Origin of the sequence: Streptomyces sp. NBC_01775 (assembly GCF_035917675.1) — a bacterium.
Taxonomy (GTDB): Bacteria; Actinomycetota; Actinomycetes; order Streptomycetales; family Streptomycetaceae; genus Streptomyces.
On record NZ_CP109104.1, the window covers coordinates 2,557,553 to 2,579,536 of the forward strand.

At 71.3% G+C, this 21,984-nt stretch carries 20 protein-coding genes; 10 read left to right on the top strand and 10 right to left on the bottom strand.

The features are described 5' to 3' along the window. Nucleotides 1–124: 124 nt before the first annotated feature. From OHB04_RS11480 to miaA, 5 genes are all read right to left on the bottom strand, one after another. Nucleotides 125–1,579 carry a M1 family metallopeptidase gene (locus OHB04_RS11480; protein WP_326807413.1) on the bottom strand — a complete coding sequence of 485 codons (1,455 nt, stop codon included), beginning with the start codon at nucleotides 1,577–1,579 and terminating at the stop codon, nucleotides 125–127. 74 nt (nucleotides 1,580–1,653) lie between these two features. Further along, nucleotides 1,654–3,855, bottom strand: a complete 2,202-nt coding sequence (locus OHB04_RS11485) for a RelA/SpoT family protein (protein ID WP_326687578.1) — start codon at nucleotides 3,853–3,855, stop codon at nucleotides 1,654–1,656. A gap of 127 nt (nucleotides 3,856–3,982) precedes the next feature. Then, nucleotides 3,983–4,858, bottom strand: a complete 876-nt coding sequence (gene dapF / locus OHB04_RS11490; RefSeq protein ID WP_326687579.1) for a diaminopimelate epimerase — start codon at nucleotides 4,856–4,858, stop codon at nucleotides 3,983–3,985. Nucleotides 4,859–4,888: 30 nt separating this feature from the next. Continuing rightward, the gene (locus OHB04_RS11495) at nucleotides 4,889–5,479 is read right to left on the bottom strand and encodes a hypothetical protein (RefSeq protein WP_405807552.1); all 591 of its coding nucleotides are present in this window, start codon (nucleotides 5,477–5,479) and stop codon (nucleotides 4,889–4,891) included. Nucleotides 5,480–5,586: 107 nt separating this feature from the next. Beyond that, a complete protein-coding gene (miaA, locus tag OHB04_RS11500; protein ID WP_326687581.1) occupies nucleotides 5,587–6,555 on the bottom strand; it encodes a tRNA (adenosine(37)-N6)-dimethylallyltransferase MiaA in 969 nt (322 codons plus the stop codon). Nucleotides 6,556–6,737: 182 nt separating this feature from the next. On the opposite strand from miaA, the gene OHB04_RS11505 reads away from it, so the two are divergent. After that, entirely contained in the window at nucleotides 6,738–7,196 is a 459-nt protein-coding gene (locus OHB04_RS11505; protein WP_326807414.1) for a hypothetical protein, read from the top strand. Between the two features lie 42 nt (nucleotides 7,197–7,238). After that, nucleotides 7,239–7,490, top strand: coding sequence for an antitoxin (locus OHB04_RS11510; protein WP_326687583.1), 252 nt, complete (start codon nucleotides 7,239–7,241; stop codon nucleotides 7,488–7,490). A gap of 138 nt (nucleotides 7,491–7,628) precedes the next feature. Here OHB04_RS11510 and OHB04_RS11515 read toward each other — a convergent pair whose 3' ends face one another. The 3 genes from OHB04_RS11515 to OHB04_RS11525 all read right to left on the bottom strand — a co-directional run bounded on the left by OHB04_RS11515 (nucleotide 7,629) and on the right by OHB04_RS11525 (nucleotide 10,606). Then, nucleotides 7,629–8,336 carry a class III extradiol dioxygenase subunit B-like domain-containing protein gene (locus OHB04_RS11515; protein WP_326687584.1) on the bottom strand — a complete coding sequence of 236 codons (708 nt, stop codon included), beginning with the start codon at nucleotides 8,334–8,336 and terminating at the stop codon, nucleotides 7,629–7,631. 145 nt (nucleotides 8,337–8,481) lie between these two features. Beyond that, nucleotides 8,482–10,005: a tRNA (N6-isopentenyl adenosine(37)-C2)-methylthiotransferase MiaB gene (gene miaB, locus OHB04_RS11520; RefSeq protein ID WP_326807415.1), complete on the bottom strand. Its 1,524-nt coding sequence runs from the start codon at nucleotides 10,003–10,005 to the stop codon at nucleotides 8,482–8,484. Nucleotides 10,006–10,090: 85 nt separating this feature from the next. Further along, a complete protein-coding gene (locus OHB04_RS11525; protein ID WP_326807416.1) occupies nucleotides 10,091–10,606 on the bottom strand; it encodes an ATP-binding protein in 516 nt (171 codons plus the stop codon). Nucleotides 10,607–10,856: 250 nt separating this feature from the next. Here OHB04_RS11525 and OHB04_RS11530 point away from each other — a divergent pair, with 250 nt between their 5' ends. The 3 genes from OHB04_RS11530 to OHB04_RS11540 all read left to right on the top strand — a co-directional run bounded on the left by OHB04_RS11530 (nucleotide 10,857) and on the right by OHB04_RS11540 (nucleotide 13,799). Next, on the top strand, nucleotides 10,857–11,684 hold the full coding sequence (locus OHB04_RS11530) for a helix-turn-helix domain-containing protein (protein WP_326687587.1): 828 nt from the start codon (nucleotides 10,857–10,859) through the stop codon (nucleotides 11,682–11,684). 70 nt (nucleotides 11,685–11,754) lie between these two features. After that, nucleotides 11,755–12,567 (top strand): SAM-dependent methyltransferase, encoded by an 813-nt coding sequence (locus tag OHB04_RS11535; protein WP_326687588.1) that lies wholly within the window; start codon nucleotides 11,755–11,757, stop codon nucleotides 12,565–12,567. A 185-nt stretch (nucleotides 12,568–12,752) separates the two neighbouring features. Continuing rightward, nucleotides 12,753–13,799: a TAXI family TRAP transporter solute-binding subunit gene (locus tag OHB04_RS11540; RefSeq protein ID WP_405805816.1), complete on the top strand. Its 1,047-nt coding sequence runs from the start codon at nucleotides 12,753–12,755 to the stop codon at nucleotides 13,797–13,799. Here OHB04_RS11540 and OHB04_RS11545 read toward each other — a convergent pair. Continuing rightward, nucleotides 13,778–15,229 carry a sensor histidine kinase gene (locus OHB04_RS11545; RefSeq protein WP_326687589.1) on the bottom strand — a complete coding sequence of 484 codons (1,452 nt, stop codon included), beginning with the start codon at nucleotides 15,227–15,229 and terminating at the stop codon, nucleotides 13,778–13,780. The genes OHB04_RS11540 and OHB04_RS11545 overlap by 22 nt on opposite strands. 30 nt (nucleotides 15,230–15,259) lie before the next feature. Further along, nucleotides 15,260–16,018 carry a response regulator transcription factor gene (locus tag OHB04_RS11550; RefSeq protein ID WP_326687590.1) on the bottom strand — a complete coding sequence of 253 codons (759 nt, stop codon included), beginning with the start codon at nucleotides 16,016–16,018 and terminating at the stop codon, nucleotides 15,260–15,262. Between the two features lie 323 nt (nucleotides 16,019–16,341). Here OHB04_RS11550 and OHB04_RS11555 point away from each other — a divergent pair, with 323 nt between their 5' ends. The 5 genes from OHB04_RS11555 (at nucleotide 16,342) to OHB04_RS11575 (ending at nucleotide 21,926) form a co-directional block, all read left to right on the top strand. Next, a complete protein-coding gene (locus tag OHB04_RS11555) occupies nucleotides 16,342–17,127 on the top strand; it encodes an amino acid ABC transporter ATP-binding protein (protein WP_326687591.1) in 786 nt (261 codons plus the stop codon). A 130-nt stretch (nucleotides 17,128–17,257) separates the two neighbouring features. After that, entirely contained in the window at nucleotides 17,258–18,169 is a 912-nt protein-coding gene (locus OHB04_RS11560) for a glutamate ABC transporter substrate-binding protein (protein WP_326687592.1), read from the top strand. A gap of 169 nt (nucleotides 18,170–18,338) precedes the next feature. After that, nucleotides 18,339–18,986, top strand: coding sequence for an amino acid ABC transporter permease (locus OHB04_RS11565; protein WP_326687593.1), 648 nt, complete (start codon nucleotides 18,339–18,341; stop codon nucleotides 18,984–18,986). Next, complete coding sequence (locus tag OHB04_RS11570; RefSeq protein ID WP_326687594.1) at nucleotides 18,983–19,846, top strand: amino acid ABC transporter permease; 864 nt, start codon at nucleotides 18,983–18,985, stop codon at nucleotides 19,844–19,846. The genes OHB04_RS11565 and OHB04_RS11570 overlap by 4 nt, the downstream gene beginning before the upstream one ends. Before the next feature lie 184 nt (nucleotides 19,847–20,030). After that, entirely contained in the window at nucleotides 20,031–21,926 is a 1,896-nt protein-coding gene (locus tag OHB04_RS11575) for an FAD-dependent monooxygenase (protein ID WP_326687595.1), read from the top strand. Nucleotides 21,927–21,984 lie beyond the last annotated feature (58 nt).

Here is a 21,984-nt window from a genome sequence, read left to right on the forward strand (position 1 = left end):
CCCTGGTTTCGAGCGAGGGTATCCGGCGGCCCGCCTCAGCCCGCCGCGGCTCGCCTCCCCTCAGCCCGCCGCGGCTCGCCTCCCCTCAGCCCACCGCAGCTCGCCTCCCCGCACCCCCAAGCCTTCAGCCCTTGGTCCAGCGCGGGTGGCCGGGCATGGGCGGGGTGGTCTTCCCGTAGAGCCACTTCTTCAAGAACGCGCTCTGGTCCTGTCCGGAGATCTCGCTCGCCAGGACGATGAAATCGGCCGTGGTGGCGTTGCCGTCGGCGTACCGCTGGGGCCAGGCCCGCTGGAGCCGTGCGAAAGCCGCGGCGCCGATCCGCTCGCGCAGCGCGTAGAGCACCACGGCCGAGCCGTCGTAGACCATGCTGCTGAACAGCCGCGTCTTGCTGCCTTCCTCGGCGGGCCGCAGCGCGGCAGGTGGACCGAAGCGCTTGCGCCAGGCGTCGGATTGCCGGTACGCCTCCCGCGTCCTGCGCTCCAGAGAGGGGCCGCCGCGCTCCGCGCCGTAGGACCACTCGTACCAAGTGGCGTGGCCCTCGTTGAGCCACAGGTCGGTCCACATACGAGGCGTGACGCTGTTACCGAACCACTGGTGCGCCAGCTCGTGCATCATCAGCGATTCCTTGTACCAGGCCGGGTACGTGCGCGAAATCAGCAGCTCCTGTTCGAACAGCGACAGGGTCTGGGTCTCCAGTTCGAAGCCGGTCTGCGCGTCGGCTGCCAGCACGCCGTAGTTCTCGAACGGGTAGCGCCCCGCCCTGCGCTCCATCCAGATCAGCTGCCGGGAGGTCCGCTCCAGCCACGGCTTGAGCGCCGTGCGCTGTTTGGCGGGTACGACGTGACGCAGCGGCAGGCCGTGCGGCCCGGTGCCCCTGACGACGGCGGAGCGGCCGATGGAGATCTGCGCCAGTTCGGTGGCCATGGGGTGCACCATCCGGTACCTCCATACGGTGTCGGCACCGGCTCCGGCCCTCCCCGCGGGCAGGCCACCCGCCACGACGGTCAGTCCCCGGGGCGCGGTGACGCGGAAGGTGAACAGCGCCTTGTCCGAGGGGTGGTCGTTGGAGGGGAAGACACGGTGGGCCGCGTCGGCCTGGTTGGCCATGGCCAGCCCGTCCTTGGTGCGCAGCCATCCGCCGTCGGGCTTGGAGGTGTCGCTGGTGTGCCTCACATCGATGCGCAGCCGGGAGCCGCGCGCCAGGGGCCGGGCGGGGGTGACCACCAGATCCTCGCCCGCCCGCACGTGCCGCGCGGGCAGCCCGTTGACCCGTACGGAGCGCACCTCACCGGCCGCGAAGTCGAGGTTGAAGCGCTCCAGGAAGTCCGCGGTGACCCCCGCGTCGATCTTCGTACGGGCCGTCAGCGGCTTGGTGTTGTCGCCGCTGTAGTGGAAGTCGAGGTCGTACGCGCGTACGTCGTAGCCCGGGTTTCCCAGGTGGGGGAAAAGGCGGTCGCCGATGCCTGCGGGCCGGGGAGCGGGGAGAGCGGCGGCGACGAGGCCGAGAACAGCCGCTGTGACCGTCCCCGCCAGTACGCAGCGGCGGCGGAGTCCGGAGCGTGAGCGTGTGAGGGGCATGCCCCATCGCTACCAGCGCCCGGCACCCGCTCCGGCGTGGCGCGGGCGCGTCCACCCGAACGGACGGGTACGGCTCAGCCCGCGGCGACCTGGCGGACGGCCCGGGTCACGTCGTAGACGCCGGGCACCTGCTGCATGGCGCGCATCAGCGCGGGGAGCCCGGCGGCGTCGGGCAGTTGGAGCGTGTAGGTGTGCCGTACGCGCTGTTCGCGCGGGGGTTCGACGTCGGCGGAGACGACGGCGGCGCCCTGTGCTGCGATGGTCTCGGTGAGGTCGGCGAGCAGGTGGGGCCTGCTGAACGACTCGGCCCGGAGGGTGACCCTGCATCCCACGGCGCCCTGCTCCCACCGTACGGAGAGCGCGGTGCGCCCGGCGGAGGCCATCCGGGCCACCGACTGGCAGCTGTCGCGGTGCACGGTGACGGCGCCCCCGCGCACCGGGAATCCGGTGACCGCGTCGGTCGGTACCGGTGTGCAGCAGCGGGCGAGCCGGACCGGTGTGCCGGGGTGACCGGGGACGACGGGGGTGTTCTCGGCAGCCGGGTCACCGGATGGTGCGAGAACGGGGCTGTCCGGGCCGGGCTCGCCCGGTGCCGGCGGTGTGGACGAGGCCGCCGCGCCGTCGGCGACGGCCGCTTCGTCGCCGGCGGGGGCCGGGAATCCGGTGACTCCGGAGCGCTCCGCCTGGGGACGGTCCTGGGGCTGGGTGTGGGCGGCCTGCCACTGCCGGATGGCGATGCGGGCGGCCGGGGTGCGCACGTGATCGAGCCACTCGGGGGACGGCCCCGAGGGGCTGCCGCTGCCGGGCTCCAGGAAGAGCTGAAGCGCGTCGCCGTCCCGCAGCACTGTCGTGAGGGAGGTCAGCCGGCCGTTCACGCGCGCGCCGATACAGCGGTGTCCGGCCTCACCCAGCCGGGCGTAGGCGGCGTCGACGCAGGTGGCCCCGGCCGGGAGGGGCTGCGTTCCGCCGCCGGTGCCCTCCGGGGCGGCTACGGCGCAGTAGACGGTGATCTCGCGATCCTGCGCCAGCTCGTCATGGAGCTCGGCCCAGAAGGTGTTCGAGTCCGGCGCGTTGCTCTGCCACTCCAGAAGCCGGGAGAGCCACCCGGGGCGCGTGGGGTCGGCCCGCTCCCCCGGTGCCCCCTCGGATGCTGCGGCCTCGGCGGCCTCGGCGCTCTCGACGGCATCGGCGGCGTGCGGGTCGCCAAGGGCGACGACCCCCGCCTCCGCGACACGGTGCATCCGGTGGGTGCGTACGAGCACCTCGGCGACCCTGCCGTCGGTGTCGGCGATGGCGGTGTGCAGCGACTGGTAGAGGTTGAACTTCGGCGCGGCGATGAAGTCCTTGAACTCGGAGATCACCGGGGTGAAGCAGGTGTGCAGTTCGCCGAGGACGGCGTAGCAGTCCGCGTCCTCGCCCACGAGGATCAGCAGCCGCCCGAAGTCGCAGTCGCCGAGCTCGCCGCGTTTGAGCCGCAGCCGGTGCACGGAGACGGCGTGCCGGGGACGGATGAGCACCTGGGTCGCGATCCCGGCCTCGCGCATCGTGCGGCGCACCTCGGCGGCGATGCCCGTGAGCGGGTCGGGCCGCGCGGTGTGCTCGCGGATCAACTCACGGGTCGTGGCGTGCTCTTCGGGGTGCAGGATGGCGAAGACGAGGTCTTCCAGCTCGCTCTTGAGTGCCTGCACGCCGAGCCGTTCGGCGAGCGGGATGAGCACGTCCCGGGTGACCTTGGCGATCCGGGCCTGCTTCTCGGGGCGCATCACGCCGAGGGTGCGCATGTTGTGCAGCCGGTCGGCGAGCTTGATCGACATGACGCGCACGTCGCTGCCGGTGGCGACGAGCATCTTGCGGAAGGTCTCGGGCTCGGCGGCCGTTCCGTAGTCGACCTTCTCCAACTTGGTGACGCCGTCGACCAGATAGGAGACCTCTTCGCCGAACTCCTCCCTCACCTGATCGAGGGTCACCTCGGTGTCCTCGACGGTGTCGTGCAGCAGGGAGGCGGTGAGCGTCGTCGTCTCGGCGCCGAGCTGCGCCAGCAGGAGTGTGACGGCCAGGGGGTGGGTGATGTAGGGCTCGCCGCTCTTGCGCATCTGGCCGCGGTGGGAGGATTCGGCCAGCACATAGGCCCTGCGCAGGGGGCGCAGATCGGCGCCCGGATGGTGGGCCCTGTGGACCTTCGCCACATGTTCGATGGCGTCCGGCAGGGAACCCCTGGGCGTGACGCCCAACAGCGCCGCCTTGCTGAGCTTCCGCAGACTGCGCACCGCGCTCATGGGCACCTCCCGCTCCTGTGCACCCCGGCAGGGGGTGCGATGCTATCGACCCCATCATGTGCCGCTGACCGGGTCGCGCTCACAGTGAGCGGGATCACCCCATCGTGCGACGTTTAGGACCGGCCTCTCATGGAAGCAGGCCCGAATCGACCCTGCCCTCGGCGATGATTTCCGCGGGGCCGGTCATCTCGATCTCGCCGTCGGGCCGCTCGGTGATGACGAGCCGGCCGCCGGGCACATCCACGGTGTAGGTGGCGGGAACACCGTCCCGCCTGGGGTCGGCGCCGTCCCTGCGCGCGGTCGCCGCCATCACGGCGCAGGCGCCGGTGCCGCAGGAGCGGGTCTCGCCCGCGCCCCGCTCGTGCACCCGCAGCGCCACGTGACGCGGGCCCCGGTCGACGACGAACTCGACATTGACTCCGTCCGGGTACGCGGTGGCGGGCAGCGTCTCGGGCGCTTCCAGCAGCGGTCCGGCTTCCGCCAGATCGGCGACGAAGGCCACGGCGTGCGGATTGCCCATGCCGACCTTGCGCGCGGGCCAGGCGCGGCCCCCCACGCCGACGGTGACCTCGCCGTCGGCGCCCTCGGGCAACTGGGCGGTGCCCATGGCGACGGTGATGTCCCCGCCTTCCTTGGCGATGTGGATCTGCCGCACCCCGGCCCTGGTCGCGATGGCGAGGTCGCCGGGCTGGGCCAGGTCCTCGCGCTCCAGATAGCGGGCGAAGACCCGGGCTCCGTTGCCGCACATCTCGGCCACCGAGCCGTCCGCGTTGCGGTAGTCCATGAACCACTCGGCGTCACCGGCCATGGCCCTGGCCTCCGGATGGGCCGCCGAGCGGACGACGCGCAGGACCCCGTCGGCGCCGATGCCCGCCCTCCGGTCGCACAGCCGTGCTACCGCCTCCGGAGACAGATCGAGCAGGCCGTCCGGGTCGGGGATGATCACGAAGTCGTTCTCTGTGCCGTGTCCCTTCAGGAACGGCACGCCCTGTGCGCTGGTCACGCTTTCGATCGTACGGGACACGTGCACGGCTCAACCACGAAGCCGGGCGACCCGCCAGACCGCCAGGACGACCACCGTGCAGACGACCACGGCGTAGATCAGGACGACGCGCCAGTCGGGCCGCTTGCCGGAGCCTCTCGCCGGAAGCCCCGGCCAGGTCTGGCCGACCCTGCGGGCCGCCATGACGCCCCAGCCCGCGGCGCAGCCGCACAGCAGCAGGCCCAGCATGGAGACCACGGCACCCGAGCTGCCGCCCGGCTCGAAGGCGAGGGGGAAGGCGAACATCAGCGACCCGAGGGCACCCAGCACGACGATGGGGGCCAGCTGCCACAGCCGCAGCTTGCGTTGGGGGCGCAGTTCGTGGGGCTCGACCGGGGGCTCGGCGCCGTCGGGCACCGCACCGTCCTCGCCCTCCTCGGACACCACGTCCTGAGGTTCCGCTTCCTGTTCCGCTTCGAGGTCCTGCTCGGGTTCCGGTTCCGCCCCGGGCGCCGGGACCGAAGCGGCCGGGGCGTCCTTCGTACGGGATACCCCGTTGACCAGATTCATCGCGGGCTCTGCCGTCTCGGGGGACTCTCCGTTCACCGGGATCTCTTCGTTGTCACGAGGGCCGGCCTCCATCGCCACGCGCCCTCCCAACTTCGGCTCAACGGCTCGAACGATGGTCGATGATGGCATGCCGGGGGTAACGGGACGGTCGCACAGTGCCTCCCGATGCCATCACGTGATCAGGCTGTGACCGCGCTCGCGTGCAACGCCAGCGCGGCACCGGGCAGTTCCGCCCTGTCCGCCTCGGCTCCGCTGAGCCAGTGCACCCGGGGATCGCGCCGGAACCAGGAATCCTGACGGCGCGCGAACCGCTTGGTGGCACGGACCGTCTCGGCACGCGCCGCCTCGTCGGTGTACTCGCCCGCCAGGGAAGCGAGCACCTGCTGGTATCCGAGGGCGCGCGAAGCCGTGCGCCCTTCGCGCAGCCCCTCGCCCTCCAGCGCACGCACCTCGTCGACCAGACCCGCCTCCCACATGCGATCCACCCGGCGTGCGATCCGCTCGTCCAGTTCGGGGCGCGCGACGTCGACTCCGATCTGGACGGTGTCGTAGACGGCCTCGTGGCCGGGCAGGTTGGCGGTGAAGGGCCGGCCGGTGATCTCGATGACCTCCAGGGCGCGGACGATACGGCGCCCGTTGCTGGGCAGTATCGCGCGGGCCGCCTCCGGATCCTCGCGGGCGAGCCGAGCGTGGAGCGGGCCGGGGCCGCTCTCGGCCAGCTCCGCCTCCAGCCGGGCGCGCACCTCCGGATCGGTGCCGGGGAAGTCCATGGCGTCCAGCGCACCGCGCACATACAGGCCGGAGCCACCGACGAGAACGGGCACGCGCCCCTGGGAGCGCAGCTTGTCGATCTCGGCGCGGGCGAGCCTTTGGTACTCGGCGACGCTGGCCGCCACCGTGACGTCCCAGATGTCGAGCAGATGGTGCGGCACACCCTGCCGCTCCTGGACGCTCAGCTTGGCGGTGCCGATGTCCATCCCGCGGTAGAGCTGCATGGAGTCCGCGTTGATGACCTCGCCGCCCAGCTCCCGGGCCAGGAAGACGCCCAGGTCCGACTTTCCGGCCGCTGTGGGGCCCACGACGGCGATGACCGGCGGGGCGCCGGGAGAGGCGGGCGGCGGCTGCGGGGTTGCGGCTTGGGCGTTCACGGCTTAAGTCTCGCAAACGCCGCTCCCGCTTCCCGAACGAGCGACGTGACGGGCCGCGCATGGGGTCGTTGCCAGTTGCGAGGTTCCGACAGCCGGTTTGCGCGCCGGTGCCTCGGGGCGGCGCAATGAGACGCTCCGCAAGGCGCGGGATTTCGCCCACACGAGTAAGGTCTGGAGTAGATATGGGCGTTTTTGCGAGGCTTCTCGGTCGTTCGTCCGGCAAGTCAACAGAGGACACCGCTGAGGCCACTCCCGCGAAGGAAACCGCAGCCGACGAGCCGACGGAAAGGGCGGACGAGAAGTCCGCACCGTCCGAGGCCGACCGGACCGACGGGGCCGCTGAAACCCCCGGAGCCGCCGACGCCCCCGGAAGCCCCGCTTCCGGCGCGGAGGCCGGAACCGGGGACACAGCCGGTGACGCCGCCGCCACGGAAAACCCTGCACCATCCGGTGAGCGGGAAGAGCCCTCGGGCACGAACGGGCAGAGCGCGAAGCGCGAGGGCGAGGAGCCCGCCGCCACGGCCGAGGCGGGTGGCGGCGATGATGGCGGTGACAGTGGTGACGGCGGCGTCGGCATCCCCAAGCAGCAGTCGGCCGAGGAGGCCGCCGACAGCGAGAGCGGGGAGAACGCCCGCAAGTAGGCCGTGCGGAGAGCCGGACGGCCTGGGAGAAAGGTGATCACGATGGGCTTCATGGACAAGGTCAAGGGCCTCATGGGCCAGCACGGCGACAAGGTCCAGCGAGGCCTGGACAAGGCCGCGCAGACCGCGGACTCCAAGACCAAGGGCAAGTACAGCGCCCAGATCAAGTCCGGTACGCGAAAGGCCAAGGAAGCGGCCGAGCGGCTCTCCGACGACAGCGGCGGCGGTTCGGGCAAGAGGGGCGGCGGACAGGGCCCGCAGGGCGGTGGGAGCGGCTCCGGACCGCGCGCCTGACGCCGACGGCCCTGGGCCTCGTCCGGCGCGCCGTAGGGGCGCTCGCGGGGGTGTGCGGGACACCGCGCACCCCCGCTGCCATGCGCTCCCCGTGACGCGTTACGGATCAGCCCCGTGACGCGTCACGGCTCAGCGCCCCTACGACCAGCTCGCGACGAGGTAGCCGACACCGTACGGAGCCTCGTCGTACAGGAGGCGGCCGGCGAGCCCCGCGCCCTCCCCCGCGCCCGCGAGGGTCTGCCAGGAGGAGCGCCCCGCCGCCTTCAGGTCGTAGGCCAACTCCTCGTCCAGCGCGAGGATCGCGTCCACATCGGCCGAGCCCAGCGACCGTGCCGCCTCGGCGTCGAAGGCTGCGGCGCGGTCGTCGAAGTATCCGGGAGCCTTCAGAGTGCGGCAGTTGCTGCCGTCGCCCATCACCAGCAGCGCGACGCGGTCCGCGCCCGCGGCCAGTTCGCGCCCGGTCTCCTGGCAGCGGGACCTGGCGAGCGGTTCGCCGATGCCGAGCCCCTCGACCGGGGAGCCCGTCCAGTCCGTGCGCTCCAGCAGCCAGGCGCCGACCGCCAGGGATGGCGGCAGCTCGCGGCGGGCGGGGTCGCCCTTGCCGAGGCTCACTTCCAGGGGGACGCCGAAGCCCGCGAAGGACCCGCGAGTGCCCTGCGGGTGGGGGCCACGGCCGGGCTGCTCGGCGGGGCCGAGGACATACAGCCGGTCGGGGCGCGCGGCGGCCAGGACGCCGAGGGCGTCGTAGCAGGCGGCACGCGCCGGCTCCATCTCGGGGGCAGCGCCACTGGCGACCTCGGGGACGAGCAGCGGCGGACAAGGGCATACGGCTGCGGCGACAAGCATGGCGCGCAGCTTAAGCGCCGTACGTGCCACTTCCCACCCTGCCCGCGCCGTGACTCACCCGCCCGTGCGAGAGCGTTGACGCGGGCCGCGACGGCGGGGATCTCATCTGCCCGCCGTCGCACGGCCGTTCCGCGGCGCTGAGGGTTCAGTGTGTGCCGCAGCCGCCGGTCGCGGCGGGCAGCGGCGCGGGCACGCCGACCGTGGGCAGCCCGAGCATCACGCCCTGGCCCTCCTGGGGAGCGGGATCGGGGGCCGTGGTGCGGCGCTCCCAGGCGTCTCCCGCGCGGGTGCGGCGCACCGCGAGCGGGCCGCCCTCGGCGAGCAGGTGGTGGGGTGCGGCGTAGGTGACCTCGACGGTGACGACGTCGCCGGGGCGTACCGGCTCCTGCGGCCGGGTGAAGTGCACCAGCCGGCTGTCCGGGGCGCGGCCGGACAGGCGCTGGGTGACGTCGTCCTTGCGGCCCTCACCCTCGGCGACCATCAGCTCCAGGGTGCGGCCCACCTGGCGCTTGTTCTCCTCCCAGGAGATCTCCTCCTGGAGCGCGACAAGGCGCTCGTAGCGCTCCTGGACGACCGCCTTGGGGATCTGCCCGTCCATCTCGGCGGCGGGCGTCCCGGGGCGCTTGCTGTACTGGAAGGTGAACGCCTGCGCGAAGCGGGCCTCCCGTACGACGTGCAGCGTCTCCTCGAAGTCCGCCTCGGTCTCACCGGGGAAGCCCACGATGATGTCGGTCGAGAGCGCGGCCTCGGGGATGGCGGCGCGGACCTTCTCGATGATCCCGAGGTAGCGCTCCTGGCGGTAGGAGCGGCGCATGGCCTTCAGGACGCGGGAGGAGCCGGACTGGAGCGGCATGTGCAGCTGCGGCATCACGTTGGGCGTCTCGGCCATGGCGGCGATCACGTCGTCGGTGAAGTCGCGGGGGTGCGGAGAGGTGAAGCGCACCCTCTCCAGCCCCTCGATACGGCCGCAGGCGCGCAGCAGCTTGCTGAACGCCTCGCTGTCGCCGATGTCGGAGCCGTAGGCGTTGACGTTCTGGCCGAGCAGGGTGATCTCGCTGACGCCCTCGTCGACCAAGGCCTCGATCTCGGCGAGGATGTCGCCGGGCCTGCGGTCCTTCTCCTTGCCGCGCAGCTGCGGAACGATGCAGAACGTACAGGTGTTGTTGCAGCCCACGGAGACGGAGACCCAGGCCGCGTAGGCACTCTCGCGGCGGGTGGGCAGCGTCGAGGGGAACGCCTCCAGGGAGTCGGCGATCTCGACCTGCGCCTCTTCCTGGACGCGGGCGCGCTCCAGGAGGACGGGGAGTTTGCCGACGTTGTGGGTGCCGAAGACCACGTCGACCCAAGGGGCCTTCTTCACGATGGTGTCGCGGTCCTTCTGGGCGAGGCAGCCGCCGACCGCGATCTGCATGCCGGGGCGCGCGGCCTTCTTGGGCGCGAGCTGGCCGAGATTGCCGTAGAGGCGGTTGTCGGCGTTCTCCCGGACGGCGCAGGTGTTGAAGACGACGACGTCGGCGGCCTCGGCGCCCTTGGGCGCCGGCACATATCCGGCGTTCTCCAGCAGACCCGCCATCCGCTCGGAGTCGTGGACGTTCATCTGGCACCCGAAGGTGCGCACCTCGTATGTACCCTTGACACCCACTGCCTGGCTCCGGTCGCTGCTGCTCATGCGACAAGAGTAGGCGCTGGACCGGATGCTTCTCGCCCCGGAGGCGGTCGGCGGGCGGGCGGACGACGATCAGCTGTGACGTAGCTCACTGGCCGAATTCGACGGGCAACGGAAGCGTCGCCCACACCGCGTTGCCGCGCGTGAGCGGGGAGCGGCGTACGCCCCACTCGCCCGCCAGTGCCGCCACGATGCACAGCCCGCGCCCGCTCTCCTCTTCGGCGTCGCCGTACCGGGGGCGCGGCACTCTTTCGCCCTCGGCCTGGTCGTGCACCTCTATGCGCAAGAGGCCACCGCCGGATGCTCCCGGACCGGTGGCCGGAGCGAGGGCCGCGCGGCACACGAGGCCGGAGCCGGTCGGGCAGTCCGCGTGGACGACGGCATTGGCGGCCAGCTCCGAGAGGAGCAGGACGGCGCTCTCGGCAACACTCAGGGGCACCGTCGGCTCGCGCCGGCCCTCCAGCCACCGCGTGAACAGGGCGCGCACCCGCGCGACGTGCCCCTTGCGGGCGGGGAAGCTGAGCTGCCAGTCCTGGCACGCGGCCGAGCCGTCCAGGGCGGGGGCGGCGGGTACTGGGTCCCGGCGAGCGGGGGCGGCGTACACGTGAGGCGCCTTCCGTCGGACTGGTCCGGGCCCTGCCACAGGGCCGTGAAGCGTGGTCTGCCCGTCACTATGGCCTCTGGCGCCCCACTCAGCAACCGTCAGGATGAAATTTTCACTTCACTCCCCGCACCCTGCCCCCGGACGGATTTTGCTGTCACACTCTCGCCGGTGCTGATGCGCGGTCAGGAGGTAGATGGATGTGAGTCGTCCAGTGCAGTCGGGAAGCGGAAGCCCTCCCTCCGTACTCCGCATGGTCCTCGCGAAACGGCTGCGGCAACTTCGTGAGCAGGCGGGCGTCTCCCAGGAGGAAGCCGCTTCCGCCCTGGATGTCAGTTTTGCAACGCTTTGGCGGATGGAGGGCGCCAAGACCGCGCTGCGCACGCTCTACCTGCGCTCGCTGCTCCAGTACTACGGCGTGCCCGGCAAGGAGAGCGAGGAATTCCTGCGGCTCGCCAAGAAGGCGGAGGAGCCGGGCTGGTGGCACTCCTTCCGGGACGCGGCGCCCGACTGGTTCGGCGTCTACCTCAGCCTCGAGAGCGGGGCCCGGATGATCGCCGTATATGAACCGCACTATGTCTCGGGCCTGTTGCAGACGCCGGAATACGCCCGCGCCATGCTGCGCGTCGGATTCCCCCACGAGTCCGAGGAGAAGATCGAACGCCGCGTCGGGCTGCGAATGGAGCGCCAGCACATCCTGAGACGCGAGGACCCGCCCACGCTGTGGCTGGCACTGGATGAGACCGCGCTGCGCCGGACCGTCGGCGGTCCCGCCATCATGCGTGCCCAGATCGACGTGCTCCTGGAGGCCGTCGAGCAGCAGCACATCGCGCTGCGCGTCCTGCCGCTGAGCGTGGGCCCGCACCCGGCCGCCGGCGGCCACTACAGCTACCTGCGCTTCGCCGAGCCCGAGATACCGGACACGGTCTACGTCGAGAACCTCACCAACGCGCACTACCTCCAGGAGAGACGGGACATCGAGCCCTATCTGGAGGCCCATACGCGATCGGCGGCCATGGCCTCCGAAGCCGTTCCCGATGTCGGCCGCTGGCTGAGGGCGCTGCGCGAGGAGTACGCGTGAGGCCGACGGAACGGACCGCCGAGCGCCCGCGACAGCCCGCCGAGGAGCGAAAGGGAAGGCGAAGCACACCATGACCGGCGACCCCGCGGCCTCCCGTTCCATCGACACCAGCCGCCCTCACGGCGCCCGGATCTACGACTATCTCCTGGGCGGAAAGACCTACTTCGACGTGGACGTGCAGGCGGGCGAGGACCTGCTGAAGGTCCTCCCGACCGCCCGGAGCGTGACGCGCACCAACCGCGACTTCATGGCCCGCGTCACCCGGACCCTGGCGGCGGAGTACGGCGTACGGCAGTTCCTGGACATCGGCACCGGCATCCCCACCGAGCCCAACCTCCACCAGGTCGCGCAGCGGGTGGCGCCCGAGTGCAGGGTCGTCTACACGGACAACGACCCGATCGTGCTGGAGCACGCGCGCGCCCTGATGCGCGGCGACGCCCAGGGCCGCACGGCGTATCTGCCGGCGGACGTGCGCGATCCGGACCGGATATTGCGCTCGGAGGCCGTCCGGAGGGTGCTCGATTTCGAGCGGCCGGTCGCGCTGTCGCTGCTCGCGCTGCTGCACTTCCTGCCGGACGGGGACGGCCCCTACGAGATCGTCACACGGCTGCGGGATGCCCTGCCGCCGGGCAGCTTCCTCGTCCTGTCGCACTGCACCGCGGACTTCGCCCCCGAGGCCATGGCGGAGGGCGTAAGGATCTACCACGAGCGGGGTATGCACACCCAGGTGCGGACAGAAGCGGAGATACGCCGCTTCTTCGGCGACGCGGCGTTCCTGGAGCCCGGGCTGGTCATGCCGCACCAATGGCGCCCGGACCCGGACACGGAGGTGCTCACGCCCGCGGAGTCGTCCTTCTACGCCGGGGTCGCGCGCACGCCGTGACGCGGGGTCGCGCGCACGCCATGAGCGGCGGCGTGGGGGCCGTACATCTCGCGCGTCACCCCCGACGGCACGGACAAGCCCACAGGGCCCGCAGCGCGCCACCAGCCGGCCCGTACGCGCTCCGGATGGCCGCCGGGCGTGCCCGCCTCTCCCCTCCACCGGCGTGTGCTGGCAGTATCCGTGCCATGGTCAGCACGCGTTCCCTCCTGAAGGCGCCTCATCCGGTGCGGCCTCCCGGCGCGGGTGACCGGCTCCGTCCGGGGCAGCGCCGTGCCCTGTGGGCGGCGGGAGCCATGGTGGTGGTGTGCGGGCTGCTGACCTGGTGGCTGGTGCCGCCCTCCCCGCCCTCGCCCGGCGGGCGGGTCACCTTCGGCACCGGTGTCCGCACCGGCGTGTACGAGCGTTACGGCACGCTTCTGAAGCAGCGCCTCTCACGCGACCTGCCGGATGTCGACCTGCGACTGCGGCGCAGCCAAGGCTCGGTCCAGAACGTGGAGCGCGTGGCCACAGGGGAGTCGGACTTCACCATCACGGCATCCGACGCGCTGGCCACCTACAAGGCCGCGGGCGGCAAATACGCCTCCCGTATCCGGGCGTGCGCGCGGCTGTACGACGACTACATGCAGCTGGTCGTTCCCAGGGACTCTCCGGTGCGCAGCGCCAAGGACCTCAAGGGCCTGCGGGTGGGGGTCGGCGAGCGGCGCTCAGGGGTCTCGCTGGTGACGGGACGGCTGCTGGAGGCCGCTGGGCTGGACATGGACCGGGATGTGGACGCCGTGCGCGAAGGCATCGACCGGATGCCGCGACTTTTGACCGAGGGCAAGCTGGACGCCTTCTTCTGGTCCGGCGGCCTGCCCACGACGGCGGTCGAGCGGCTGGCCGACCGCACCGACATCCGCCTGGTGCAGCTCGGCGACCTGGTGCCGCGGCTGCACGAGATCGAGCCGGAGACGCGCTATTACCGGGCGGCGGTGATGGCACCGGACGCGTACCCCACGGTGCAGCGCGGCCAGTCGGTCAAGACGGTGGCGATCGCCAACCTGCTGGTGACGACGGACCGCACGGATCCGGCGCTCACGGAGGGCATCACGCGTTCGGTCATCAAGAGCAGGGATCAGATCGGTCGCGAGGTGCACGCGGCGCAGAAGGTGGACCTGCGCACCGCCATCTACACCGACCCGGTCCCGCTGCACGAGGGAGCGCGCCGCTACTACCGCTCGGTCAAGCCCTGATGAGGCGCCCTGTCCGGGGCGCTCCGGGGCACGGTGATCACCACGCGCAGGCCTTCGGGCTCGTTGTGCGCGAAGGAGAGCGTGCCGCCTGAGCCGGCGAGCAGCGCACGGGTGATGGACAGGCCCAGCCCCGACCCGGACACGTTCTGGTGCCGGCCGCTGCGCCAGAAGCGGTCCCCGACCCGCTCCAGTTCCTCGTCGGTCAGTCCGGGGCCGCCGTCGGCCGTCTCCACGGTGACACGGTCGCCCCCCGCGGTGACGGTGACCGTGACGGAGCCCGATTCCGGGGTGAACTTCACAGCGTTGTCCACGACGGCGTCCAGCGCGCTGGAGAGCGCCACCGGATCCGCCCACCCGGTGGCGGCCGACTGGCCCGCCGTCGTCAGCTCGACGCCCTTCTGCTCGGCCACCGGCCGCCATGCCGCCACGCGCTCGGCCGCCACCTCGGCGACATCGGTGAGCACGGCGTGCGCGGCGTCCGCGTGCTCGGCCAGCGCGAGGCCGAGCAGGTCGTCCAGGACCTGGGCCAGCCACTTGCCCTCCGCGCGTACGGAGGCCATCTCCTCGCTGTCCTCGGGCAGCTCCAGGGCGAGCAGCTCGATGCGCAGCAGCAGTGCGGACAGCGGGTTGCGCAGCTGGTGGGAGGCGTCGGCGACGAAGGCGCGCTGCTGTTCCAGGGCGTCTTCGACGTTGCCGGCCATCTCGTTGAAGGAGTGGGCGAGCCTGCGCAGCTCGGGCGGGCCGCCGGAGGCGACGACGCGGGAGGTGAGCTTGCCGGTGGCGATCTCGTGGGTCGCCCGGTCCAGGGTGCGTACGGGCCTGAGCACCCACCCGGTCAGGCGCAGCGCGGCACCGACGGCGAGCAGCATCGCGGCGGCCTCCCCGGCGACGATGGCGAGCCACCCGTGCAGGATGCGCGAGCGCATCGGTCCCGTCGGGGAGTCCGTGAGGACGACGGCCGCCACATCGCCGTCCCGGATGACGGGCGAGGCCACCGCGATCCGGCCGTCCTCCTGCCAGGGCCACACCTGTGGCGGGTCGTGGCTGCGGCGTCCGGCCAGCGCCTCGGCGAAGGCCCGCGCGCCGTCCTCTCCCTGCCCGTCGGCGCTCTCCTCGCCGTCGCCGGGAACGCGCCAGCCGTCGGGCGAGGAGGCCATCACCCGGCCGTCACGGTAGAAGACGCCCGCCCGGATGCCGTAGAGAGCGTGGTAGCGGTGCAGCTCCTTCTCCAGGATGGCCTGGCGCTCGTCCGGCTGGCTGGGGGCCGTGACGAACTGGGCGAGGGAGGCGAAGCGCGCCGTGTCGTCGATCCTGTCGACCACCACGCGCTGCTGTTCGCCCTGCGCCTGGCTCACGGCGAGGGGGAAGCCGAGGGCGAGCAGCACCCCGGCCAGCAGGATGAGGAGCAGTGGAAGCAGTCGTGAGCGCATCGTCGTCCGTCCGGCCCGGCCCCGCCCGGGTCAGGCGCCCCGGGCGGCCATGCGGTAGCCGACCCCGCGCACCGTCTCTATGAGAGCCGGCCGCTGGAGCTTGGCGCGCAGCGAGGCGACGTGTACCTCGAGGGTGCGCCCCGTGCCCTCCCAGCTCGTGCGCCAGACCTCGCTGATGATCTGTTCCCTGCGGAAGACGACGCCGGGCCGCTGGGCGAGCAGTGCCAGCAGATCGAACTCCTTTCGGGTGAGAGAGACCTCGGAGCCGTCCACGCTGACCTGCCGGGTGGGCAGCTCGATGGTGACTCCGCCCAGGCGCAGGGTGCCGTGGTCCGCGCCGCCCGCTTTCCCCGCGGTGCCCCCGGCGCTCGCCGTGTCGCGTGCGCCGCTCTCGGGAGCGCCCGCTCCGTCCTCGCCGGTGCGACGGCGGCTGACCGCGTGGATACGGGCCAGCAGCTCGCCCATGTCGTAGGGCTTCACGACGTAGTCGTCCGCGCCGAGGTTGAGGCCGTGGATGCGCGAGCGGACATCGGCGCGCGCGGTCACCATGATCACGGGAGTGGAGCTGGTGCGGCGGATCTTGCCGCAGACCTCGAAGCCGTCCTGGTCGGGCAGGCCGAGGTCGAGCAGGACAACGGCGAAACCCGGTGCGTCCTGTCCGCCCGCGAGCAGTTCCTGGAGAGCCTCGGCACCGCTGCGCACATGCGTGACGTCGAAACCGTGCCGCGCCAGCACAGCGGAGAGCGCCGCGGCAACCCGGTCGTCGTCCTCGACAAGCAGCAGTCTCAACCGACGCTCCTCCTGTCCTTTTGTGACCGCCCCCTGCGAAAGGTCCGACAGTGCATCCACGCCGACAGGCGCAGGTGAGTCAAGAGCCTGTTGAGCACGCCGGGGCATCCGTTATACAGCCGGTACGGCGACGGCCGGAGGGCTGCCGCGAGGAGAGCCCTTACGGGTCCGCGCCCGGGGGCCGGGGGCACCCACCGTCTCCTTCAGCCAGTGTGCCCGGTCGCGGCCAGATCGTTATGCTCAATTTCAGCTCAGATGTAATGACGGTCACGTCAACAGCTCACTAAGGTCCTCGCAACCGACGAGGACGGAGCTATACGCCGATGAGTGAAGTATCGGTGATCAAGGACGCCGGCGGCCCTGACCCGGCGACCGACGAGCTGGTCGTGCTGGACAACGTCAACAAGCACTTCGGTGCGCTGCATGTCCTTCAGGACATTGACCTGACCATCGCGCGCGGCGAAGTCGTCGTCGTCATCGGTCCTTCGGGATCCGGCAAGTCCACGCTGTGCCGCACCATCAACCGTCTGGAGACGGTCGACTCGGGCAGCATCACCATCGACGGCAAGCCGCTGCCCGCCGAGGGCAAGGAGCTGGCGAGACTGCGTGCCGATGTCGGCATGGTCTTCCAGTCCTTCAACCTCTTCGCACACAAGACCGTGCTGGAGAACGTGACCCTCGGACAGACCAAGGTCCGCAAGGCTGACAAGCGGACGGCCGACGAGAAGGCCCGTGCGCTGCTCGACCGGGTCGGCGTCGGCAACCAGGCCGACAAGTACCCCGCGCAGCTGTCCGGTGGCCAGCAGCAGCGGGTCGCCATCGCACGGGCGCTCGCGATGGACCCGAAGGTGATGCTCTTCGACGAGCCGACCTCGGCCCTCGACCCCGAGATGATCAACGAGGTCCTCGAGGTCATGCAGCAGCTGGCCAGGGACGGCATGACGATGGTCGTGGTCACCCACGAGATGGGCTTCGCCCGCTCGGCGGCCAACCGCGTCGTCTTCATGGCGGACGGCCGCATCGTCGAGGAGGCCACTCCCGACCAGTTCTTCAGCAACCCGCGCAGCGACCGTGCCAAGGACTTCCTCTCGAAGATCCTGCACCACTGAGCACCGGGCCCGTGGACGGGCGCGGACCACGCGGGGTGCCGGGAGGCACCTCGGAGCACGGCAGAGCACCGCACGGCGACGACGGCAGCCACTGGCTGGGCCAACGACTGTTAAGTAAGGGATGTTCACCATGAGATTCCACAAGACTGCCGCCTCGGCAGCCGTGATCCTGGCTCTCGCCGCCACCGCGGCATGCGGGGGCAAGGAAGGCTCCGCCGGCGACAAGCCCAAGGACCAGACGAACGAGAAGGCGCTGCCGTCCTACAAGGCCGCCAAGGACGTCAAGGTCGACTCCCCCGCCCTGAAGAAGGCCCAGAAGCGCGGGAAGATCATCATCGGCGCCAAGGCCGACCAGCCCTACCTCGGCTTCCAGGACCAGTCGACCAAGAAGTACTCGGGCTTCGACATCGAGATCGCCAAGATGGTGGCGGCCGACCTCGGCTTCTCCGCCAAGCAGATCGAGTGGAAGACGGTCGACTCCAACGCCCGTGAGACCGCCGTCTCCAAGGGCGACGTGGACCTGATGATCGGCACTTACACGATCAACCCCGAGCGCAAGAAGCAGATCGACTTCGCGGGCCCGTACTTCCACGCCGGCGCCTCGCTGCTCGTCAAGAAGGACCAGAAGGCGGTCAAGGGCCCGGACAGCGTCAAGGGCAAGAAGGTCTGCTCCATCGTCGGCTCGACCCCGCTCCAGACCATCAAGGAGCCGAAGTACGGCGCCAAGGTCACCGAGCTGAGCAAGTACTCCGAGTGCGTCTCGCAGGTGCTCGACGGACAGGTCGACGCGGTCACCACCGACGACGCGATCCTGATGGGCTACGCCGCGCAGAACCCCGGCAAGCTCAAGGTCGTCGGCAAGCCGTTCTCCGAGGAGCCCTACGGTGTCGGCCTGAAGAAGGGCGACAAGGGTCTCCAGAAGGCCGTCGCGGACGCCATCAAGGCGCACCAGGACAACGGTGACTACAAGAAGGCGTTCGACGCGACGCTCGGCAAGTCGGGCTCGAAGTTCCAGGACCCCCCGGCCCTCACCGAGAAGTGACACCGCGCGCCCCGCTCCCCGGCGCACGAGCCGTGCGGGGCGGGGCGCGTGCTGTGGCCGTGCGGTGCGCGCGCCGTGAACCCGTCCGCTCAGCCGGCCCGTTCCCGGTTTCCTCGTCCGCCCCGTCGGTCTTCCCTGCCGTTCCGACGCGATTCCTCGCGGAGAATTCATGAACGTACTGCTCGACAATCTCGCGCTGTTCCGCGAGGGATTCCTCGGCACGCTGTCGTTGACCGTCGTCAGCGGCCTGCTCGCCGTGGTGCTCGGCCTGGTGATCGCCGGCTTCCGGGTCTCACCCGTACCGCCGCTGCGATTCTTCGGCACGATGTGGGTGACGGTGCTGCGGAACACCCCGCTGACGCTGCTTTTCCTCGTGGCGTTCTTCGTGGTGCCCAAGGTGTTCTTCCCCGGCATCAACTCCTTCGTCCTGGCCGTCCTCGCCTGTGGCTTCTACACCTCGGCCTTCGTCGCCGAGGCCGTGCGCTCCGGCATCAACACCGTTCCGCTGGGGCAGGCCGAGGCCGCCCGCGCGATCGGTATGTCCTTCACCCAGATCATGCGGATCGTGGTTCTCCCCCAGGCGACGCGCTCGGTGGTACCCCCGCTGAGCAGCATATTCATCGCCCTGACCAAGAACACCGCGATCGCCGGGGCCTTCGACAACGTCGACCTGTTCAACGTCGGAAAGACGCTGAGCAACGACGGCTACGACATCGCCGTCATCTTCATCTGGATCACCATCGGCTACCTCGTCATCACCTACGCCATCAGCGGCCTGTTCAAGCTGCTGGAAAACCGCCTGGAGGTGGCCCGATGAGTGCGAGCGTCCTGTTCGACGCGCCGGGTCCGAAGGCCCGGGCGCGGAATATCGTCTACACCGTTGTCGGCGTTCTCGCGCTGCTCGGACTCGTCGCATGGGCCGGCATACGGCTCTACGACAAGGGGCAGTTCGAGGGTGAACTCTGGGACATCTTCAACTACTCGGGAATCCGCGAGAACATTCTCGACGCGCTGCTGTCCACACTGAAGGTCTTCGCGCTGGCAGGCGTCCTCTCGCTCGTCTTCGCCGTGATCCTGTGCGTCGCGCGGCTGTCCGACCACAAGCCGGTGCGCTGGGTGGCGGTCGCCTTCATCGACCTGTTCCGGTCGATCCCGCTGCTGATCACGATCTTCGCGCTGTGGGTCGGCATCATCGGCGACATGACCCCGATGTGGGCACTCGTGATCGGCCTGACCATCTACAACGGCTGTGTCCAGGCAGAGGTGCTCCGCGCCGGTGTCAACGCCGTGCCCAGGGGACAGGCCGAGGCCGCCTACGCCATCGGCCTGCGCAAGACACAGGTGACGGCGTCGGTCCTCTTCCCGCAGGCCGTCCGGTCCATGCTGCCGACGATCATCAGCCAGCTCGTGGTCACCCTGAAGGACACCTCGCTCGGCTTCATGATCCTCTACCCGGAGCTGCTCTACTCGGCGCGGCTCATCGCCAACAACACCCCGGTGGGCGGCACCTATCCGATCGTCCAGACGGTCATCGTCTTCGGTCTGATCTACATCGTGCTCTGCCTCGCCCTGGCCGCGCTGGCCAACTGGATCGAGCGGCGCGGACGCCGGTCCAAGGCCGGCATCGTGCCCGCGAAGGCGAAGGAGCTCAAGGAGACGGTGACTTCGGGGCCGTAGAGCTGCGTGCGGCCGGAGGCGGCGGGCCCCTGTGGCCCGCGCCTTCGGCCGTTCGTCGTCTGCCGGCCTCACTTGACGCCCGCTCAGGCAGTGGGTTGCATACGATCGTGATCGTGCACCAGGCTCCAGGAACAGCGAACCCCGGCCCCCGTCAGCACCACCAGGGCTGTGAGGTCTCCCCGCTGTGGACCCGGTGATCGTGGTAGGCGCCGGACCTGCCGGACTCGCGCTTTCTCTTGCCCTTGCCCGGCACTCCGTGCCCTCCGTCGTTCTGGACGCGACCGACGGCAGCACGCCACCCCGCGCGGCCCGCACCTGCGTGCTGCGCGCGGACACCGCGGCCCAGCTCCCGCCGCTGCCCGGGCTGCGCTGGCGCTCCTGGCGCACCCAGCGGCGGGCCCAACCCGTCGAACGGGTCGACCTGCCACCGCACGAGGCACCCGTGCACGTCGAACAGCACGCGCTGGAGCGGGCTTTGCGCACCGCGCTGGAGAGCGAGAAGCTCGTCAGGATCGTCACCGGCAGTCACGTCGACGTCCTGGAGCAGGACCCGCACGGTGTCACGGCCCACACCCGCGGCCCGCAGGGCACCTGGTGGCGCGGCAGCTACGCCGTCGGCTGCGACGGAGCGCGCTCCACCGTTCGCAAGCTGCTCGGAGTCCGCTTCCCCGGCAGGACCGCCGTCGAGCGGCACGCGGTCGCGACGCTGCGCGTACGGCTCCCCTGGGAGGACGAGGGCTTCGGCGCGGGCGGGGAGGGGCGCGGGCCCATCGCGGCGCTGGAGCCCGGACCCTCCGGCCGATCCGGTGAAGCATCCGTCCCCGTACTCGGATCCGAGTACGGGGACGGAGACAGGGACAGGGACGGGGAAGCGGTGTGGGAGCGGGGCGACGCGGGTGCCGCGGGTGCCGCCCTGCTGCACCGGGACCCGGGCGGGACCCCGGGCGAGGTGACAGCCCGTCCGATCGCCGGGGGACTGTGGCGCCTGGACTGGCTGCTGGCGCCGCGCGGCGGCCTGGTGACGCCGGAGGAGATGCTGGAGCGCGTCGGCGACACTCTGACGGTGTGGTCCCAGGAGGCCCTCGCATCCGGCCCCGGCGGGTCCGGCGCCAGTGCGTCCCGCGCCGGCGCGTTCCGCGCCGGTGGCGCCAAGGCGGGCCGGGGCAAGGGAGCCGGCGAGGGCGCAAGCGGCGGCGTCGGCCCGTACGAGCTGGTCGACACCGGAGTGCACACCTCGCATCAGCGGCTGGCCCGACACTGGCGCGTCGACCGCGTCTTCCTCGCGGGGGACGCCGCGCATCTGACGGGCGCGCTGGGCGTGCAGTCCGTCGACGAGGGGCTGCGGGACGCGGCGAACCTCTCCTGGAAGCTCGCACTCGCCTGGCACGACGGCCATGACAGAGCCACGGGCACGCTGCTGGACAGCTACGAGGCGGAGCGGCGCGGCGCCGTCGCCCACCGGCTGCGCTCCGTCGACCAGGCGCTTGCCCTGGTACGGCGCGGCAGTGGGCTGCGCTCGCTGCTGCCCGGCGGAGGCGCTCGGTCCCATCTCGGGCTGCTGACCGACGGCCACTTGGGGCGCGGGCTGCTGGGCGCGCCCCCGGCGTACCCGCGCACCCCGCTCGCGCCCCCGCGCGCTTCTGTGAGCAGGGTGCCCGTAGGCACGGCACCGGGTGCCCCGGTGCACGACGTGCCGGTCACCGCGTCGGACGGCACACGCGGCAGGCTCCGCGACTGGCTGGGCGGCCCGGGCGGCGAGCTGCTGGTCATGCTGGTGGCACCCGGCACCGGCGTGTGGGACAGCCGCCACTGGCTGTCGGCCGGAATGATGCCCGAGCTGGCCGCGCTGGTAGCCGAACTGCCGCTGCGCGCCACGCTGCTGGTCGCCGAGAGCTACCCGGGAGCCGCGGCTCACACGGTCCTGGCCGTCCGCGCCGACGGCCACCTGTCCGCCGCCGTCCCCGCCGGCCGCACCACGGAACTGCGCGCGTGCGCGGTGGCTGTGCGCGGGGGCCCGGGCCAGCAGATCGAAAGGACGACCGGCAAAGAGCTCAACGGGGGTGGCGGTGGCGGGCGTTGAGGGCTCGCGCCCCGTTGAGCGCTCCTCCCGTGTCCGCAGAAACACCCTTTCGTGTAAG